This is a genomic window from Bacillus solimangrovi, from assembly GCF_001742425.1.
GTDB classification, from domain to species: domain Bacteria; phylum Bacillota; class Bacilli; order Bacillales; family Bacillaceae_N; genus Bacillus_AV; species Bacillus_AV solimangrovi.
In genome coordinates this window covers 15,858-36,198 of sequence record NZ_MJEH01000009.1, presented here as the reverse complement: position 1 = coordinate 36,198, position 20,341 = coordinate 15,858, and the positions used below count along the sequence as shown (strand labels likewise).

Annotated in this window: 15 protein-coding genes; 9 read left to right on the top strand and 6 right to left on the bottom strand. The window is 35.1% G+C overall.

Features of this window, described 5'->3' with window-relative positions; genetic code table 11:
* The first annotated feature begins 434 nt into the window (after positions 1–434).
* Positions 435–1,394 (top strand): alpha/beta hydrolase, encoded by a 960-nt coding sequence (locus BFG57_RS04065; protein ID WP_069716234.1) that lies wholly within the window; start codon positions 435–437, stop codon positions 1,392–1,394.
* 211 nt (positions 1,395–1,605) lie between these two features.
* The gene (locus tag BFG57_RS04060) at positions 1,606–2,046 is read left to right on the top strand and encodes a Dps family protein (RefSeq protein ID WP_069716195.1); all 441 of its coding nucleotides are present in this window, start codon (positions 1,606–1,608) and stop codon (positions 2,044–2,046) included.
* Between the two features lie 162 nt (positions 2,047–2,208).
* Here BFG57_RS04060 and BFG57_RS04055 read toward each other — a convergent pair whose 3' ends face one another.
* On the bottom strand, positions 2,209–2,520 hold the full coding sequence (locus BFG57_RS04055) for a winged helix-turn-helix transcriptional regulator (RefSeq protein WP_069716194.1): 312 nt from the start codon (positions 2,518–2,520) through the stop codon (positions 2,209–2,211).
* A 250-nt stretch (positions 2,521–2,770) separates the two neighbouring features.
* On the opposite strand from BFG57_RS04055, the gene BFG57_RS04050 reads away from it, so the two are divergent.
* The 3 genes from BFG57_RS04050 to BFG57_RS04040 all read left to right on the top strand — a co-directional run bounded on the left by BFG57_RS04050 (position 2,771) and on the right by BFG57_RS04040 (position 10,828).
* The gene (locus BFG57_RS04050; RefSeq protein WP_069716193.1) at positions 2,771–3,382 is read left to right on the top strand and encodes an NAD(P)H-dependent oxidoreductase; all 612 of its coding nucleotides are present in this window, start codon (positions 2,771–2,773) and stop codon (positions 3,380–3,382) included.
* An 886-nt stretch (positions 3,383–4,268) separates the two neighbouring features.
* Positions 4,269–9,326, top strand: coding sequence for a binary toxin-like calcium binding domain-containing protein (locus BFG57_RS04045; RefSeq protein WP_069716192.1), 5,058 nt, complete (start codon positions 4,269–4,271; stop codon positions 9,324–9,326).
* A 296-nt stretch (positions 9,327–9,622) separates the two neighbouring features.
* Entirely contained in the window at positions 9,623–10,828 is a 1,206-nt protein-coding gene (locus tag BFG57_RS04040) for an MFS transporter (protein WP_069716191.1), read from the top strand.
* Between the two features lie 61 nt (positions 10,829–10,889).
* On the opposite strand, the gene BFG57_RS04035 is transcribed toward BFG57_RS04040, so the two are convergent.
* The 5 genes from BFG57_RS04035 to BFG57_RS04015 form a co-directional block, all read right to left on the bottom strand.
* The gene (locus BFG57_RS04035; RefSeq protein WP_069716190.1) at positions 10,890–12,647 is read right to left on the bottom strand and encodes a hypothetical protein; all 1,758 of its coding nucleotides are present in this window, start codon (positions 12,645–12,647) and stop codon (positions 10,890–10,892) included.
* Positions 12,648–12,967: 320 nt separating this feature from the next.
* Positions 12,968–14,293, bottom strand: coding sequence for a DUF4179 domain-containing protein (locus tag BFG57_RS04030; protein ID WP_069716189.1), 1,326 nt, complete (start codon positions 14,291–14,293; stop codon positions 12,968–12,970).
* 3 nt (positions 14,294–14,296) lie between these two features.
* Positions 14,297–14,809: a sigma-70 family RNA polymerase sigma factor gene (locus BFG57_RS04025; protein WP_069716188.1), complete on the bottom strand. Its 513-nt coding sequence runs from the start codon at positions 14,807–14,809 to the stop codon at positions 14,297–14,299.
* Positions 14,810–15,312: 503 nt separating this feature from the next.
* Positions 15,313–15,681: a hypothetical protein gene (locus BFG57_RS04020; RefSeq protein ID WP_069716187.1), complete on the bottom strand. Its 369-nt coding sequence runs from the start codon at positions 15,679–15,681 to the stop codon at positions 15,313–15,315.
* Between the two features lie 433 nt (positions 15,682–16,114).
* The gene (locus BFG57_RS04015) at positions 16,115–16,999 is read right to left on the bottom strand and encodes a LysR family transcriptional regulator (protein ID WP_069716186.1); all 885 of its coding nucleotides are present in this window, start codon (positions 16,997–16,999) and stop codon (positions 16,115–16,117) included.
* Between the two features lie 109 nt (positions 17,000–17,108).
* Between BFG57_RS04015 and BFG57_RS04010 the strand changes: the two genes are divergently transcribed.
* The 4 genes from BFG57_RS04010 to BFG57_RS19385 all read left to right on the top strand — a co-directional run bounded on the left by BFG57_RS04010 (position 17,109) and on the right by BFG57_RS19385 (position 20,334).
* The gene (locus tag BFG57_RS04010) at positions 17,109–18,026 is read left to right on the top strand and encodes a PhzF family phenazine biosynthesis protein (protein ID WP_069716185.1); all 918 of its coding nucleotides are present in this window, start codon (positions 17,109–17,111) and stop codon (positions 18,024–18,026) included.
* Between the two features lie 181 nt (positions 18,027–18,207).
* Positions 18,208–19,137, top strand: a complete 930-nt coding sequence (locus tag BFG57_RS04005; RefSeq protein ID WP_425388467.1) for a DMT family transporter — start codon at positions 18,208–18,210, stop codon at positions 19,135–19,137.
* A gap of 419 nt (positions 19,138–19,556) precedes the next feature.
* Positions 19,557–20,072, top strand: a complete 516-nt coding sequence (locus BFG57_RS04000; RefSeq protein WP_083249058.1) for an alpha/beta hydrolase — start codon at positions 19,557–19,559, stop codon at positions 20,070–20,072.
* A gap of 70 nt (positions 20,073–20,142) precedes the next feature.
* The gene (locus tag BFG57_RS19385; RefSeq protein ID WP_083249057.1) at positions 20,143–20,334 is read left to right on the top strand and encodes an alpha/beta hydrolase; all 192 of its coding nucleotides are present in this window, start codon (positions 20,143–20,145) and stop codon (positions 20,332–20,334) included.
* Positions 20,335–20,341 lie beyond the last annotated feature (7 nt).

Here is a 20,341-nt window from a genome sequence, read left to right as displayed (position 1 = left end):
TGAATCGTTCTTCTTTTAAACACAAATCTAAGATACGGAAAAGTCAGCATTCAAAATGCTGGCTTTTTTGTGTGAAGAAAAAATTCTAACCAATGAGACAATAACTGATACTTATACGACATAAGGGGAGGATGAAACTTCGTTAATTCTCCTAAGCTTTGAAATGGGGGTCTAAGTCTCGGTTGACATGTGATAAAAATTAGAAAATTATTATTGACTATTATCATTCGAATTTGTTATATTTATTTTACAAAATTAAATTGTGCACAATTAAGTTTACAACAATTTAAAAGTGATTCGATTTTTAGTTTGTTAAAAAGAAAGAATGTCTTGTATAACCGTTCCATAGTAAAGCATCCTATGATAATAAATTAAAATTGGAGGACGAAAAAATGCCGAAAAATGACTCAAATAAAAATACCAACAAAGTTAGTATGTCAGTTGAAGGAAAAAAATATAATAAGGTTGTACTTGAACCAGAAGCACAGGAGTTTGTTGAAGCTACTAAAAACCCGCCATATCTATTTGATCTTGCACCAGAGGAAGGTCGAAAAGCAGTAGATGAGGTTCAATCATCTCCAATAGACAAGAAGCCAGTAGATATTGAAGACATTATGATTAGTGGTGGGCCAACAGGAAAAGTGTCAGTTCGAATCCTAAAACCAAAGGATGCACCAAATAACCTTCCTGTTATTTTATACACACATGGTGCAGGTTGGGTCTTTGGAAATGAGCATACACATGACCGCTTAATAAGGGAATTAGCTGTCGGTTCACAGTCAGCTGTCGTATTTACAAACTATAGTCTATCACCTGAAGCAAAATATCCGATTGCTATCGAAGAAATATATGCAGTATTAGAGTGGGTTTCAGAAAATGGACAAGAGTATGGAATGAATACTCAACAGATTTCAGTTGCAGGAGATAGTGTGGGTGGTAACATGTCCGCAGCGATTACTCTGATGGCAAAGGAACGTAAAGGGCCAAAAATCGATAAGCAACTTCTTTTCTACCCTGTAACTGATGCTTCATTTGACACTGATTCTTATGAGCAGTTTCAAGAAGGATACTTCTTACGTCGTGATGGAATGCAATGGTTCTGGGATCAATATACAACGAATGAGCAAGAACGAAATGAAATTACAGCTTCGCCATTACGTGCAAATATAGAGCAATTGAAAGGCCTTCCGAAAGCCTTAATTATTACTGCTGAAGCGGATGTGTTACGCGATGAAGGTGAGGCTTATGCCAATAAACTAAGAGAAGCTGATGTGGATGTAACAGCTGTCCGATTCCAAGGGATCATTCATGATTTTGTTATGTTAAATGCTTTAGCAGATACGGAAGCAAATAAGGGCGCTTTAACTCTTGCAAACTCATGGTTGAGCCAATAATAGTGATAAGATAATAGAAGTTTCTCTTTTTAAACATAAATTTAGAATTTGAAAAGTTGTAACATTATATGGAACACGAAGCAAAAACTTATGATAGTTTGGTGTAATATGGACAATTTCCTCACAATATAACAATATGAAGGTTTGTCCTAAGAGATTTGAATGAAATAATATTTAAACAAAAATTTAGCTTAAAAGGAGAAATGAAATGATGGATCAACAACTAATTGCTGCATTAAACAAACAACTTGCAAATTGGAATGTTCTTTATACGAAGCTTCACAATTACCACTGGTACGTAACAGGTCCAGAGTTTTTCACTTTGCATACAAAGTTTGAAGAATACTATAATGAAGCTGGAAATTATATCGACGAGATTGCTGAGAGAATTTTAACGATCAAAGGAAAACCAGTCGCAACATTGAGAGAATACCTTGAGGTGGCTACAATTGAAGAATCTAATGGAAAAGAAACAGCCCATGAGATGGTTGGAAATTTAGTAAATGATTTTGAACTGGTTGTTAATGACGCGAAGCAAATCATCAACACAGCAGATGGTTCAGACGATCAACCAACTGCGGATTTGTTTATTGGCATTAAAACATCATTGGAGCAGCATATTTGGATGCTGAACGCCTTCAACTCAAAATAATCGATTCAGGTTTCGTTGAACGATAATAGATCATGCAATAAGGGTATCAAATCTATGTGGATTTGATACCCTTTTTTTACTTTAAATTTTAAATGTAAGTTATGATCTAAGTATTTTTACTGAGGGAACAAAAATTTTGTCTTGTTTAACCTTTTATAGATATTACAAAATCTCTGACATTTGGAGTAGGACTCCTCGTACTCTCTTCCCTTTTTCGGTTAGTCCATATTCAATATGTTGTGGAGCAGACTCTTTTATAACATCTTTGAACACAATTTCATACTTAATTAGTTGTTTTAATGCTGTTGATAAGCTTTGTTTATTCGCTTCAGGCAATCTTCTTAGTAAATCACTGAACCTATGATTTTTTTCAAGAGCTAGTATTAATAGTGGGGTATATCGACCGTCAATCGATATAAGAATTTTTTCTAATTTGCTTAGTTCCTCACATGGCTTTTTCCTCGATAATGCCATAAGATAACCCCCTTGTATGGTCAATAAAATTTGACTTATTTACGTTACATTATTTTATATTTACAATTTACCGTAGAAGGATTAAAAAAACAAATCTTTCAACAAGTAGAGATCTGGTACCATCTCTTACTTTAAGTTAATGTCATTGCATGCATGAACAATATCTAGATCATATGTTTTTATTACAATAAATAGTAGTTAGTAACGATTATTTTCTTGAAAAAATAAAAATGAGAGAGGGATGTTCATTATGTTAAGTTTCCCAGAAGCGTTACAATATCGCCATGCAGTCCGTCATTTCGATGTAAATAAAAAAATTCCAGAAAAAGATATGAAGTTTGTATTAGAAAGTGCATTAAAAGCTCCTTCTTCATTAAACCTTGAGCACTGGGAATATATCATTGTACAAGATAAGAGTATGAAATCAAAGCTTAAAGACGTGTGCTTTAGCCAACAACAAGTTGAAGACGCTAGTGCCGTTGCAGTTATTTTAGCTAAAAAAGATAAGTTATTAGATCCGAAATCTCCAGAAGTAAATCAATTAATCCGTGAGCGAATTCCTGAGAACGGTGTTCCAATCGCAATTAACTTCTTAGAATCGTTCCCTAACAGTGAAACATTCACTTCATGGTCGAAATCTCAATGTTATATTGCAGGATCATTCCTAATGATGGCAGCTGCATCAATTGAAATTGATACATGCCCAATGGAAGGATTCGTAAATGATGAAGTACTAAAACTATTAGACTATTCATCTGAGGAGTATGAAGTTGCATTAGTCATTCCTATGGGATATCGAAAAGAACCTGGCACACCGCCAAAGGTAAGAGCTTCACTAGAAGAGAAAGTGACATTTATCTAAACCTACATTAGATATTGGGTAACGATAATTAGAAATGATTTCAAATGATATTTTGTTAGGTCAAGAGATATTCATGATCTAACATGTGTAGGTAATCCATTATTCTCATACGTTTGTGAAGTAAAGATGGGTGTCCATAAAATAGTTTTATGGACACCCTGTATTTATTATGAGAGTCCGTCACATAAGTTTAAAATAAACGATTGTGAAATTTGCAACATGACGTGTATGAAAAATTAAAGTTAAGATCACAAATAGTTCGTTCTTAATCAAAGCTGTTCCATTACCATAATTAGATTTTATTTATAAATTTTTCTATAAGTGACTAATATCACTATGTATTGGTAACATTTGCACTATGATGAAGGTGATTAATCAGATGGGAAATGATATTTTGAAAAAAGTAACTTTAGTTGATAATTAAAAAGTGCTCAAGGTGCAAGAAGTTTTTATTGAAACAGTAATGAATATCATATATTATATTAGTTAGTTTACACTAACTAACTGATTGTGTATTTTATTGATTAACTAGAACATTAATCTAGTGGAGATATTTTATATTTATTGCTCAATCTATCATAGTAGAGTAATAGACAGTTACGAAGTTTTCAGTTATTTTATTGTATAGTCATATTTTAGATATTAGTTTGTACTAACTAATAAATGGAATAATCACATATTGTAATTGATAATGATAGTTGATATTTTTTTGAGATAATATATTTGAATATTCTGAAAGGTGGTGGTTGAAATGTATGTTGTAATGAGCCATTTCATGTAAATCGACAACTTTATTTTTTATTTAGTAGAATAGTTAGTTTTTGTTATGAAAGATTTATTAGACATTATGAAAATTTATACTTCAAGCGTGGGAAGGAGTTACAAAATGATAAGTTCAAAAAGCAGAAAGCGTTTCGTTTCAGTACTTACATCATTAGCATTAACAACACAAATGATACCGCTTTCCCACTCAGCAATCTATGCTAAAACAACCGAAAATGAACCTAGACAATTAGTTAATCAAGATATGAATGAATTACCGATTATTACGAATGGGTTAGAGGGTACATACTATTCTGATTCACAATTCTCAGAACATCTCTTAATCCGAATGGAAGATTCGGATGCCATGTATGATCTTGATTCACTTAATATTCCGAGAGTCTTTAAGAAGAAGATGGAGAACGTCCACTCGATTAAATGGGAAGGAACCATTGAACCAGATTACTCGGAAGAATATACGTTTACAACGTCTGATAATGAACATGTAAAGTTATGGGTGAACGACGAATTACTTATTAATGGATTGAATTTCGAACCACTCGCAATTCAATTAGAAGCAGGCGAGTTATATCACATTCGAGTAGCCTATAGTAATTCAGACGAACCGCTCACAGATCTTGATATTAAATGGAGTAGTGATAGCCAAGAAGAAGAAATTATTACAAAAGAAAATATCTTTTTACCTGTACACAGTGAGGATGTAGACATTTCAATTTCACCAGAAGAATTAATGGTTGATGAACTAGTAGAAGTCATTGAAGAGCCGGCGATAGAATTACTTGAAATTCCAGAAGAAGAGTTAGTTGAGTCAACAGAGGAACTAGTAGAAGAGCAGGTTGAAGAAGTAGAAGCTACAGAGCCGACAGAAGAACAAACTGAAGAAGTAGAAGCTACAGAGCCGACAGAAGAACAAACTGAAGAAGTAGAAGCTACAGAGCCGACAGAAGAACAGGCTGAAGAAGTAGAAGCTACAGAGCCAACAGAAGAACAAGTCGAGGATGTAGAAGTAACTGAGCCAACAGAAGAACAAGTTGAAGAAGTAGAATCAGCAGAGCCGACAGAAGAGCAAGTTGAAGAAGTAGAAGCTACAGATCCAACAGAAGAACAGGCTGAAGAAGTAGAAACAGCAGAGTCAACAGAAGAACAAGTTGAAGAAGCAGAAGCAACAGAGTCATCAGAATTAATAGAACCAACAGAAGAACAATTGGAAACAGAAACATTAGCTAAAAAGGTATCAAATGCAGGTCTGTTAGGAGTAACAACAGGTTTAGCAGACTTAGTAGGTGTAAATGATTCATCTTCAGAAGTAGATACTGATAATGACGGAATTGTTGATGAATGGGAAATGGAAGGGTATACGTATATACCAGGTTTAGGGTTAGTTTTATGGGATGATGAATTTACTGACTTTGGTGTACAAAAATATATTACATCACCTTTTAGCAGAAGTACAGACGAAGACCCATATAGTGATTATGAAGAAGTAACAGGGCAAGTCGATCGTGCAATCGCATCACTTGCTACACATCCGTTAGTACCTGCTTTTCCTGATATTCAAGCAGAAATTGAGGGTGTAACTATTACCCCTTATGAAACAATTACAACTACTGATGGTACTGTAATAACAGATGCATGGAGTGATAGTACGGCTGACAGTAAAACAAAAGCAAGATCACTTGGATTTAAAGCAGGGTTTGAAGTATCGGCAGAAAAAAGTTTTGGCATAAAAGAAGGTGGTGCCAGTGCGAAGATAAGCGGTAAGGTCTATGGAGAAGCGAATGGGCAATGGGATAATAGCAAGACAAAGACAACTACTCATGTAGAAAGCAATGAAGATACGACGAGTTGGAGTCAGGCAACAGCGTCAAACCCTTCACAAGCCGCAACAAGTGTGTGGAATGTTAGATATACAAATAAGGGGACCGCACCAGCTTATGATGTTATTCCTAGTTTGTCACTACAAGTTGGTAATAAAACGGCTGTATCACTAACTACAGCTAGTGCAAATACGATAAGCAGTATTGCACCTGGCGAATCGCATCCTGACAATGAGCAGACAGTTGCACTAAAAAATATTGAAACAGGTACGAATGATACAGAGCCAATCTACCTGTCAATTGATCAAGTGCAATTAATTCAAATGGGTTATCCAATCTCATTATCTACCGATCAAATTAAAGCGAAAGTAAAGCAGATTGAAGCAGACGGTTCAATTACAGCAACAAGAGATTGGAATTTATATGAGGCTGCAATTGATGCAGTATCGGCAAGCATCACGTATGTTCATCCGAACAAGGGTGAAAAGAAATTAAAAGTATTTGCTAATGATCCAAGCCTTGCTTTTTCACAATTTAACCCTGAAACGACATTAGGTGAAGCACTAGAGCTTGTACTTGATGCAGAACTCGTAAATGGGAAGTTTATGATTGATGGTGAAGAAGTAAATGATGCTTGGAGAATATTCCTGTTATCTGAAAATAATGATGACTTTGAGATTTTCCAACAAGCTGATAATCTTTTTGATATTGAATTACGTCCTGGAATGGATATCGTGATAGAAAAAACTGAGCTAAATGGTTCTCCATATGTTCAATATGTCTTCTATGATGAAGACGGTAAACAAGTCGTTGCTAAAGTGGCGGAAAATGGTGATGACATTCAAAGTGTGACTGCAACTGTTCAACTAGCTAATGGTGAAACTTTGAATTTACCTTTAGAAGATATAGATGAGAATGGTAATTATGATGGTATCTTTGAATCAGCTATTCAGACGAATCAATTAAATATTTCGTTTAAGGATGCGATTATAACTGCGACTGATACAAATGGAAACGAAACAATCGCATACATTTTAACACCTTATGGATTATCTAAGCAGGGATTAGGTTATGTACCGTTAGAACGAACAGAAAAAGTTTCTGATATTACAAGTTTGCCAGAAAAATATCCAAGTGCGGAATCGTTTGTGTTTGAAGTGAAGAATACGAAGACGACGACGAATAGGCGTCGAGCTGATATCGGAAATCAACGAGTATACTTAGGTGTAAATGATTATCCGATTGAATATCGAGCAGCAGCTACACGATATAAATTATATGGATCTGCTAATTATGAAGATACTGCAAGCGGTGAATGGATAAGGAGTATAATAAGTTCAAGATCAGATTTGCGAAGTGGTTTCGCTCATCAGGTAAATATGAACAATATGATAAGCTCGATCCAGTTTGAAAATGGAGAATCTGGAGATGGTATGGTTTTATATAACTATTATGACTATCGACAACAAGATGATGTTCTAGCATTAACTGGTTCTGATAGGGATCTTTCTAATAATAGTGTAGACTTTGATAATCGAACATCTTCAATCCGGATTATCGGTCAGTCAGGGAAGCCATATGTAAGACTATATGAAAATAATAAAGATAATATTAAGACGACTTCATATAATACGGACTATGTAGATGTATATGGTGATAAGGATATATCTGGATTCACTATTAATGATGATGCGGCTTCTTTCCAAACTTTCGGTGCAGAAGATATGAATTACTTTATCGGTCTTAAGTTTCATGATAATGATGATGCTAGTGGTAGGTGGCAACGTTGGACTCCTACAGGTCAATATATAGGCTTGCATAACTTGAATGAAATTAATGATCTGACAAATAAAGTGTCTTACGTTGAAACCCTTTGTCATGAGTGTCCAGAATTTAAATTGTTCTCTGATAAAAATTATTCTGGTAATTTTTCTTTAAGAATGACAACAGATTTTGATAATGTTAATGCATGGATTTCAGGTACATCCTCAATTTCAGTTAGAAATAATCCAGATAAACTTGCAAAAATTATTATTTATAAATCTGATGGTAGCTATGCGGTAATTGATGAGTCAATTCCTGATCTAAGTAGCTTCCAAGACGTAATATACAAAGGTCAAAGTTCAGGGACGAGAAATTTCAATAATAATATTGCTTTTGCCAAGATGTATTATGGAACAGTGTATCGTTTCTACGAACATACGAACTACAATGGTGCATATCAAGACTATATCATTGGTGAAGATAATATCGGAAGTGATTGGAATGATAAGTTTAGCTCAGTAAAAGTGCTGAATCCGTTACCTGAAATTGGTTTAATTGCATTTGATAAAACAAACTACGACTACACTGGAGAGTATATACCAATTACAGGTGATATTCCTAATCTAAATGCATTGAACTTCAATGATAAGATTTCATCACTTAAGTTGATTACGAGAATACCAGAAAAACGTCCAACACATAACACAACAGTTGTAGTTTCGAGTAAGGACTTGTCATTTGAAGCAAAAAATAGATACTTTGGAGAAGGTACATCTGTAAATCTTGTCGGTTATTTTGACCGAACAGGCGTATCATCAAAATTTACACCATTCGAACATACGGAGCCCTATACACAAAAAGGGTCTTATAAATTTTCTACTGGAATAAATAATGCGACAGGATATCTCGTACAAGTTGATGCACATAGAGTATCGTCAAACAAAGTTCAAGTGAAGTTAAATGGCTCATCTTATTCAGAGCTTGGAACATCACCAACACATGCGTTAGGACTTGAGCCTGGTGCAATTTATGACCCTATTCATAGTAATGTCGTATTCGTTCCTGCAAATAGTAGTAAACCATCAGAAATATCAGTAGATATCTCATTAGGTAGTTGGAGAGCAACTGGTGATGGTGCGGATGAGAAGTATGACATAAAAGTACTTGGTTATTTTGCAGATGGTGGTGCTTCACAAAATGATTTGTTTTATGAAAAATTTGATACACCAGTCGATGTCGGTTCACCTTCTACAACAGATGAAGAAACGCGGTTAATACCATTACAAACGAGAGATTTTAAAGAAACTCCTAAAGCATTTTTAGTAAATGTTACTGCCAAAGGTATTGGGGCAAGTAACTTTAAGTTCACAATTAATGACAACTTTATCTATTTAGGTACGTCTTCATCACAATATGCTAAGGGTGTGGATGCTAAGTCAGTTCACCATAGTGGTCTTATGTATGTAAAGGCAGACACAAGAGATCCATATTCATTTGAAATGACGCCTAAGTATGGTGATTGGAAAACAGTTGATAGTGATGCGGCGATTGATGTAGAGATTGTCGGGTATTTTTATTAAAGGGTAGTAAGTTTATAAATAATATTCTTTCTATATAAACACAAATCTAAGATACGGAAAGGTCAGCATTTCTCAATGCTGGCTTTTTTGTAGCATTAAACTATAAAAATATTTGATGACTAAACTATTATGGTAGATGAAGGGAACTATTAACTGAATGAAGTGTGGTTTTCGAGAGAAATTTACACTTATCCTACTCATACGTTATAATAAGTTTTAACAAACGAAAAGGGTGAACCGAATGTAAGAAATCCTATCCTATAAAACAACTGAATATGTTAAAAGGGGATAGGATTATGAATGATAAACATTCTTTTCGTTATTTATGGATCGGACAGACATTAGCGAATAGCGGTGACCTTTTCTATATTGTCGGGTTGATTACGATTGTCTACAGTTTGACACAATCAGCAACGATCATGGCAGTCATCCCATTCGTTATCGCATTTTCACGTTTTTTTGGTGGAATAATTGCACCTTGGGTGATTGATCGCTATGCATTGAAGCAAATTCTTATATATTCTCAACTCGTTAAGACGATTCTATTAGTTTGTTTAACTATTTACGTGTTCACCCTCCTAGGAGAAGGTGGATTATTTTTTGTTTTTCTATTAATTAGTTTCACGGCTTTTCTTGATGGTTGGGCAACTCCAGCACGTAATGCAATGTTGCCACAGCTCGTTCCATCTCATAAGCTTGTACGAGCAAACAGCTTTCTTGCAGTCGTTGATCAAATTGTTCAGCTTGGAGGATGGGCAGTTGGTGGAATCTTTGTGGCGATTTTTAGTGGCGAGTTATTAATCCTCGTTACAGCTATATTGTTCATTTTATCAACGATAATGATGGCTGCTATTCAAGTTAAGAAACAAGAAAGAAAACAAACGCCTCGAATGGACAAGTTAGCTTCACTATTAGAAGGTTGGATAACAATTTGGAAAACACCTTCATTGCGAACGGTAGCAGCTACAGATATAATCGATGCGATCTCAAGTGTCGTATGGATCGCAGCGATTCTTTATATTTACATTGAAGAAGTTCTTCATAAAAGTGAAATATGGTGGGGATATATAAATTCCACCTTTTTTGCTGGTTTGATTGTTGGAGGCTTCATAAGTTTTCGTATAGAGTCTCATTTGAAGAAGAGGTTAGCCACCGGGATTTTTGTAGGTACGATAATGATTGGATTGATTACATTATGTTTTGGCTTTACGACAAATGCATGGTTAGCACTAGTTCTCTCTATACTAGTGGGGATTGCAACAGCGATTAAGGATATTAGTCAGCAAACGGTCTTTCAATTGACAACGTCTGAAGAGAAATTACCGAAAGTGTTCTCAGCTAGAGATGCAATCATGACAGGAGTATTCGGAAGTTCAACATTATTATTTGGATATTTGGCAGAGGTTTTTGGTGTTCAGGTAGTGTTTGTTGTTGCATCAGTGTTATTGCTTTTATCCGCTATTTGGAGTTATGTGAGAAGAGAGACTTTGAAAATAATATAATATAAATTAAAAAGGAGGTACATCATGATTACTGATGTACTTCCTTTTAATAAACCTCTTATTACTCTAATATGACATCAACTAATGATGAAGGGTTAACTTCGCCAACGTCTAAAATAACTTCACCTTTATATATCAATTGCACCCGTTCTAAAAACCATTCAACAGTTGACGGGTGATCGATATCTTCACTATGCATATACATAATTGGTGCAAACTTTTCTGCATAATACATTGCTCGATCATAGTCGGAAACAACGACATCAATTGGATCAGTACTACCGGTTTTATCTTTGAACCAACCGTTACCTATACCAAAGCTCGGACTCTTCGTACCAATAAGATCGTCTTCATACGTATTACCCCATAATCCATCATATGCAACCCATCGATATGAATCATTTGTTTTATAATCACTGCCAATTAACGAGACGTTATTTTGTAAATCCCAAATTGTACCTCTATCTGTTACATCACTAGGAAGTGGAATTCTAGAATAGGAAGCAACTCTAGGATAACTAGCATGTGAAATCTTTGCAGAGAAGCCTACAGGTCGATATTCATCTAACAAAGTTACGATACGTGAATCCATTTGATAACCGCTATCAGATTCATTCACGACAACAACCTCATTTGTAGGTGAGAATTGGACAGACGGCTGACTTCCGAAGTCTAGCGGAGTTCCAACACTTTTTGAACCATTCCATTTTGACCAAGTAATTTTCTTCCCATTTAATTGACCGATATTATAATAGAATCTGTCATCTCCTTCATGTACTTCGAAGATCTTTCCATCTTGTGTTACAGTGACATCAGGATAATGACCAGTATCATAGAACGTTCCACTTGATGTCCAATCAATACGACTGCCATTTAACGTTCCAACATTGTAATACAGATTGCCTGATGCTTCATGCATTTCAACGATCGTGCCGTTTGTTGCTGTAACAGAAGGGTAGTGACCAGTATCGTATTTTTTTCCTTTTGTAAACCAGTTGATTTTATTTCCGTCAACTTTCCCTAGACTGTAGTAGAGGTTCCCGCCTGTGAATTCATTTTCATGGATTTCAATAATTGTTCCATCACCAGCAACAGTAATAGAAGGGTTTTGTCCTGAATCATAATATGTACCATTTTTCGTCCAATTGATACGGTCACCATCAATTGTTCCGACATTATAATATAAACTGCCTCCTGTTACTTCATTTTCGTGGATTTCAATAACCTTACCACTATTCGTAACAGCGACAGTTGGATTTTGCCCTGTATCGTATTTCACTCCAGTTCGTAGCCATTCAACTTCGTCATCAACAATTTGACCGAGATTGTAATACAGGTTTCCACCAGATACTTCATTTTCATGTACTTCAATGACCATGCCATCATCAGTAACGGCTACTGCTGGATACTGTCCAGTATCGTAATCACTACGTTCGAAGCTTTTAATATTTTCACTAAAGGTGAAAGGGTTATCATACCATTGTCCTTCATTTGAATGTGCTGCATAATACATAGATTCAATTTCTTCTGTATCTTTATCTGCAATAACTCTTATTCTCTCCCAATCGCCTTCATGCGCACCTTGTCCAACTGCACCATCCATTGCATCGTTATAAGGATAGAATAATGAATATTGAACACCAACTTTATCATCATTTTCAAAGACTAGTGTATAAGCTTTTGCTGATTGTATGTCTCCTCGTTTCGTATCTTCATCAACAATGTTTAATCTTAAATCCTCATTCTTTGCATAGGTAGATGTTACGTTAAAAACTAATAAACAACTAATAAGTGTCATAATCAATACGAATTTCCTCATACCATTCTCCTTTTTTCTAGTATTTATTAACTATATTGTACATGAATATAGTGTTTATTGTAAGAATATTATAATAATTTGCGTAATTAAGGTTAACAGTTGTAGTCTTATAGAATTATAAAAATTGAATTGGTCAATAATGTAATTTTACTAAGGTAATAAAATTTTAGAATTGAGGAATGAATCAAAAGTAATGATTAGTTTTTAACAAAGTTCTCACTCAGAAACTATGAATAAAGAAAAAACGTCGATATTCTTATTCAAAAGAATTTATCGACGTTTTTTATATGTGTACTTGTAAGTTTGTATGAAGTGAGAGCCTATTTTATTTTCAATCGAACATCCTTATAGATTCGAGCTGGGTAATCGACAAGTTTGAATGTAAGTGGACTTTTATACTCATCAGGACTTAAAGTGATCGACCACTCACCATTACTTTTAAGTGTTCCGTCTGCACTATAAATGGAAAAATTATGCCCATTAGCATCATGATAATCAAAATTGAGCTTTGTTATTTTTTTATCCTCAAACTCATTCATTTTGAATTTGATTGCCGGCTTAATATCCCAATTTCCTTTACCATCAGAGGTATGGTCATCATACACATACAGTAATGAAAGCTTATCATCAGGTGCTTTTAAAATTTTTTCATTCTCCATATCAACTACAACTTCTAATGAATCCTTATCAAGTGCTCGGATAGCTGAAAATTCAAGGTAAAGTTCTTCGGGTTTTTCAAAAAAGCTACTTTCAAACGTTATTTTTCCTTCGTTATCATTCGTATACCAAATGATTGAATCATAAGAAGTGGGCATCCACTCTTTCTCATTCTTATCTATAAGACGTAAATCTTCGAAGGCGAACATCGTTTTATTGTTATTGTCATCAAATTTTAGTCTTAATTCTGTTCGGGTTGGATGGATTGTGAGGTCTTGAAAGGTAATCGCTTGCTCACCAATTTTAATTGTTTTATCAAGATTAATCACCTCACTAGATTGAGAAAATTTGTTTTTATCAACTGTAAATGGAATTTCATACATATAGCCTTGAGGCGTATTTGAATCTTCACTTTCAAATGGAACCTTCAAAATCATCGATTCAGGAATTTCTTCATTTGCTTTAAAATCCATCCTATACATATTCTTAGTGTTGTCTCTTTCAATGCCCCATTTCGCAAACATAAGATCGATTTTCTTATTATCCATCGTATATAATTCAAGATTTCTTAGGAGTTCTTCACCAGTATGAGAATAGAAGACGATCATCTTTTCTCCATCGAGAGTGATATTTTCTAACGTAAATGTATTACCTTCATATTCATCCGATAAACCAATCGATTGAAAATAACCATTTTCAAGAGCGGATTGAAGACCTTTGTCTTTATCCAGTAGCTCTACAATTTGTGAGAACCCAGGAATGTTTGCAACATACTTTGCAAATGTAGGTGATGTTCGAATCGAACCTATGAATATGAATAGAGCCATACTTGCTGCGATTGTAGAAAAAGTAATTCTTCTTCTTAGTTGCTTTCTTTTTTGAGCTTTTGAAATGCCTGTCGATATGAAAGAGTCAATATCACTTGGAATAGGGAGGTGTTCATATTGTTCTTTTATGTCATTTAATAACTGTTCTTCTTTTTCAAACATCGGTTACACTTCCTCCTTCTCTAACTCTTTTCTTAATAGCCTTAGTGATTTGTTCAGCCATGTTTTTATCGTTCCTTCAGGTCGTTGAATGACTTCAGCGATTTGAGGGATCGTATAATCTTGTACATATTTTAATGTAATAACTTGTTGATATTTTGGATCTAATGATTCAATTAGTCTCTCAACCTCAATATTTCCAATAACGTGATTGTCTGCTGCTTCAGAAGCATATTCTATTTCTTTATTTAATGTTTTTCTTTTTCGTTTCTGTTCATCTGCACAATAATTTAATGTAATCCGAGTAAGCCATGTTGCGAAATAGTTCGGATTTTTCAACTTCTTAATGGATGAATACGCACGATAGGTGACCTCTTGTACTGCTTCAAGAGCGTCTTGTTCGTTTTTCATATACGAAAAAGCGATTTTATAGATTTGTGCTTTATGTATAGAGATGGGTTCGAAAAATGCTTCGTCATTGTGCTTTTGTGCTTGTTTGACTAGTTGTTCGATATTCAACTTTGTTCCTCCTTACGATAGATTTTGAAAAGATAGCTATCTTCAATTGTTCATGTTATTGAGGATGATTTTTGATTAATCTATTTATTAGACTGATAGGTGATAAATATAGTTTTCCTTTTTTGGAAAAAATATCTGATATGTATTATACCAGCATTATAGGTTAGTAGAATTTGTGTACAATATATTAAGAAAGTGAAGGCTTATGCACGCATGGGAAAATGTAAAGATAGTAGCCATTTTAAGTGATGTGCTAAAAGGGGATATGTAACGGATCTGACAAATTAGTGTTACTGATGTGGAGAAGAGACAATAAAAAAGGCGATTTCCAGCCTTTAGAAATCACAATAATAATTAAAGTAATTGAATATATTAGTGATACAAGCACAAAATTCGAATGACTTACATAACTTATGGTATAAACAATATTATTAATTACTCTCCCTGCGTGCACCTACAGCACATACAGGGAAAGTTGACAAATATATTAGGTGTTAAAAATATTAATAGCAACCACAGTGTATTTCCACGAAATCATTGTTATAGAACGGTGTGCCTACCGTACAGTTGTCTCTATCACGGAAATACAAGTTTGCGATAACGTCTTCACATCTACATTTATCCTCAATTTCGAGCACAAGTTCAGCGTGACGAGTCATATCAAAATCAAACACTTCACGTGTTCCTGGAGAGATGGTTATTTCCTCTTCATTAATGATTATTGGATTATCTAGTTCATCCCAATCAAATGCTGTTGCTTTTATCGTACATTCCTCATCACCACGATTCAGGATTTCAGTGTGTCCATTATCTGTACCTACTTCTCGGTACAAAACACCAGTTGTCCACTTTTTCTTTTTTCTTTTTCCCAATTTTACACCTCCCTCGAACTTTATACTTCATATTATTCATTAATTAAATAATGGTGATAAAATTGGGTTTTGAACAAGCTTGCTACATATGGAAGAACAAATAACAGAGATGTTGAACCTTTAACGTTAAGTAATTTAAAGTACATGATCAACATATGTTGAAGTTTATGCTATAGGTGAGTTATTACAATTGAAATTGAAAGAAGCACTTATTTATCATCGTAAATAGAAGTGCTTTTAATGTTATCGAAGTGATAAATATTGATAGAAATGATGACAACATTGCTTTAAGTGTCATTATCAAGTTGAAGAGATCGCAAAAACCGCTAGAAGATTTGTATTAATAATACAGTTGTAGCTATTTGTATAATGACGTTGGATACTTACGGTTATTTTAATAGATTAGCTTGTTGAGTGTTTATTCAAAGATAGCTTACTTGGCATGATACGCACTATTTACATATTGTTCTGTTTGATCGATAAAAGCTCTGACGACGGGTGAGACGTGTGCAAACGATTTGGAAGCTAAACCGATTGAGCGGTAGTAGTCTTCACTTAATCGTGAAATAGCTACATCACCTGAGCAAGTATTTATAACCATATCCGGCATTATGCTAATTCCTAATTCTTTCTCCACCATCGCCACAATCGTAGGGTTGTCTTCAATTTCACAGAAGACGTTTGTTTTTATTTTATTCTCTTTAAATACTTTTTTTACGAGAGCGTCACATCCACCTTTAGGCATAATGAATGGATCTGTCGTTAACTCAAGTATGCTTATTTTTTTGCGTTTATTTAGTTGATGGTTCTTAGGTAACAGGACATATAAAGGGTCTTCTAATAGCTTAATAAAGTCTAAGCTTTCGATTTCTGAGGAAGGTAAGAAGCCTATATCGATCTTGCCTGATTGTAACATGTGACGAATGTCACCATATCCACCTTCATATAATTCGATTTCAATGGATGGGTACTGTTGATGAAATTGCTTCAAAATAGTAGGTAATAGACTTGCTGAAACACTGCTAAATGTGCCGATCCGAATTGTTCCAATTTCCAGTCCATTCATTTTTCCTGCTTCTTGTTTCATTTGTTCGGAAATGCTTAAGATTTGTCTAATATATGGTATCATTCTTTCTCCTTCCTTTGTTAATGTAATGCCTGATCGACTTCTATATAACAGTGTTAAATCGAACTCTGATTCTAGACTTTTGATTGCATGGCTCACTGCTCCTTGAGTGAGGCCTAATTTTTCCCCTGCTTGAGTAAAGCTCTTCAGATCCACAACAGTTTTAAAAACCTCATATTGCAATAATGTCATGACGCAACTCCTTTTTAGTATTAATTATTTTAATGCTTAATATTATAAACATTCGTTTGATTAATGTTAGTTATTGCTCTAAGATTACTACAAAGGGAGGAGATAAACAATGAAAACTTTACATTATACATTAGTTGATGTTTTTACGAATAAACCGTTTGGAGGCAATCAATTAGCTGTCTTTAAGGATGATGGAACGTTACCTACAGAGTTGATGCAAAAGATTGCAAGGGAATTAAACTTATCTGAGACAGTCTTTATTCGCCCATCTAGAAATAATACAGCTGATAAGGAATTACGTATTTTTACTCCACAAATTGAATTACCGATTGCAGGCCATCCAACTGTTGGAGCAGCATATGTATTAGGAAATGAACAGATAAATTCCTTAACACAAGGAGAAAATAAAGTCGTTTTTGAGACAGGTGTTGGCGACATTACTGTTCAAATATATAAAGATAATAATGGTATTTCATCCGTAGAAATGACTCAAAAAACACCTGAGTTCGGACCAGTATATGAAGATATAGAACGTGTTGCTGAGCTGTTGTCGTTATCGCCTGATGATATAGAACGAAATATTCCAGTTCAAACCGTATCAACAGGAGTACCGTTCCTATTTATTCCGATTCGAACGCTTGCAGCTATGGAGAAAATTAAACTTCGTACAGATATTTGGGAACAATCGTTTCGTGTAGATTCGAACACTGAGCATATTTTTACGTTTACATCGGAAACGATGAATGAAGCTTCTACCGTTCATAGCCGTATGTTCGCACCTGCAATGGGAATTGCTGAAGATCCGGCAACTGGGAATGCAAGTGGTCCATTAGGAGCTTATCTCGTTGAACATTCAGTCGTTTCTAGTTCCAAACAGACGTATCATATTCGTAGTGAACAAGGAATTGAAATGGGGCGTCCGAGTTTTATTGATGTAACCGTAACAAAACGAGCAGAACAATATGAGCAAGTAAAAATTAGTGGTAATTGTGTAACAATCGGTTCAGGGCAACTTGTGATAGAATAAGTGTACATGTGTAGGTTGGAAAATTCAGAATTAATCACGATATGGTTTGACGAGCATTCCATTTCTTACAACACGTGAAATATTGTTATATGTTACTTGATAGGTTCAACTATCTATCACTGGGAATAAGGAATAACAAAGATGGAAGTTTCAGTTTACCGAAGGAAGAGAGTGACGAACGTTGAAAAATAACACCTCGATGTATGTTTTACTTCTACTCGTTCCGCTATTTTGGGGAGGGGCTTTCGGTGCAGCAAAACATATTATTACGGAAGTGCCACCAATTACTGCTGCTACATTAAGGTTCGGTTCAGCCTCTCTTATTTTATTAGTGCTCGTCTTGGTTCGTTCAAAATGGGATACTGCTGCGATTAAGAAACAGTGGATAGGCTTAATGGGAATGGCAGTGACAGGAATCTTCTTGTATAACGTATTTTTCTTTATTGCTTTAAAATATACATCCGCTATTAACGGTTCGTTGATAATGGCAACAACACCCGTCTTTATTACATTTGGGGCAGTATTCTTTTTAAATGAAGTTTTTAATAAGCGGTTGGGATTTGGGTTATTCCTTTCGTTATTTGGTGTACTGATCGTTATTTTCAAAGGCTCTATCGAAACGTTACTGACATTATCATTTAATAGTGGCGATCTCTTATTTGTTGCAGCTTTAGCATGTTGGGTCATTCATGGATTAATTGCAAAAGTCGTTATGAAAGACGTATCTTCTTTATTAACGACAACCGTTTCAATGTTAGTTGGTTCTGTCTTTCTTGCAATTTGTTCAATCTTTGAAGGGGGATGGACAGACGTAGCAACGATGTCCTTCCAATCATGGCTTGAGCTAGCTTATATGAGTATTTTAGCATCAGTCATTGCGTTTATTTTATGGAATGAAGGGATCAAACAGATCGGTACGAGCAAATCGAGCATGTATATGAATCTCGTTCCGATTAATGCTGCATGGATAAGTGTGATCTTCTACGGCTCAACCTTACATTGGCAACAATTGATCGGGATGTTGATTGTGATTGTTGGCGTGTTTATCGCGACATCACGTAAGCATAGCAAAACATTGAAATCGAATCCACTACAAATGTTACAAAGATAGATACTTGTGTATCTGTCAGTTTTGCAAGATAATTTAACGTTTCTTGAAATAATAATTTAATAGGAAGAAACACATTTTTCTACTAAGTAAAAGTAATATAAGTCCATCTCTCATAAGATCTAGTTAGAACATGACGAACCGTGTTGTGCCGACTGAGTTTGGAACTGTACAAGAGGCGATTATTTGTGAGAATAGTAGCCCTCCTACTATATGTATGTAGAGAGTATAGGGAATGTGGTTGAATAAAAGGGAATGCATTTTAGTGATAACTATAATGTATTCTTTTTTAGATTGTAATATTGAAGCATTGGTGTTCTATTAAGTGGTGAATAGTTTGTTATGAGTAATTTGATCGATTTACAATTGTATGAGTTGTCTCTAATCGAGTAGTATGAGAGAAAGTAAGATCATGGAAAAAGATTAACAGTGCAGTTGAGTATCGGTTAGCACCTGAACATACATATCCAGCGGCACATGATGATGCATTCAAAGCCGCTCAAATTGTCTATGAGAATGTGTCAGAATGGGGTGGTGATCCGAACAAAATAACGATTGCAGGTGATAGTGCTGGTGGACACCTTGCCATCGTGACAAGCTTGCGATTGAAAGAACAGGGACAGTGGATGCCGAAACGACAAGTGCTTATTTATCCAATGTTAGATGCAAGTGATTCGAGTGAAAGTTATGCAAAGTATGGTGATGATTACATCATTACAAGAGATGCATTGCTGAGCGGTTTTGACGCTTATTTATCTGATTTACCACGTGAACACCCAGAGGCTAGTCCGTTACATCGAGATGATTTTGAAGGTCTACCCGAAACGTTTATCACGTTTCAACTGACGCTAAGACTCCCCCTTCAAAACTTTGGAGAATCAATGAAGTTTAAGTGGGAGAGGGCCTTGGTCATACCCTTGAGGTATAAGCGTCAGTAATTACCTGATTGGTTTAACTAACCATAAGTGGAGGATAAAGGAATACCTCCACTGATGGAAGTTTCACTTTATTTTAACGGCTGAATTTGATCCTCTCGCAGATGAAGGGGAGCAATTATATCGCCGTTTGTTAGAATCAGGTGTACAAGCACAATGTCAACGTTATCTTGGTGTGAATCATGGGTTCTTTCAGCTTGCTGGGATTAGCTTAGCTGGTAGAAAGGCAATACAAGATGTTGCAAGTATTATAAGAGAATCATAGTTCTCAA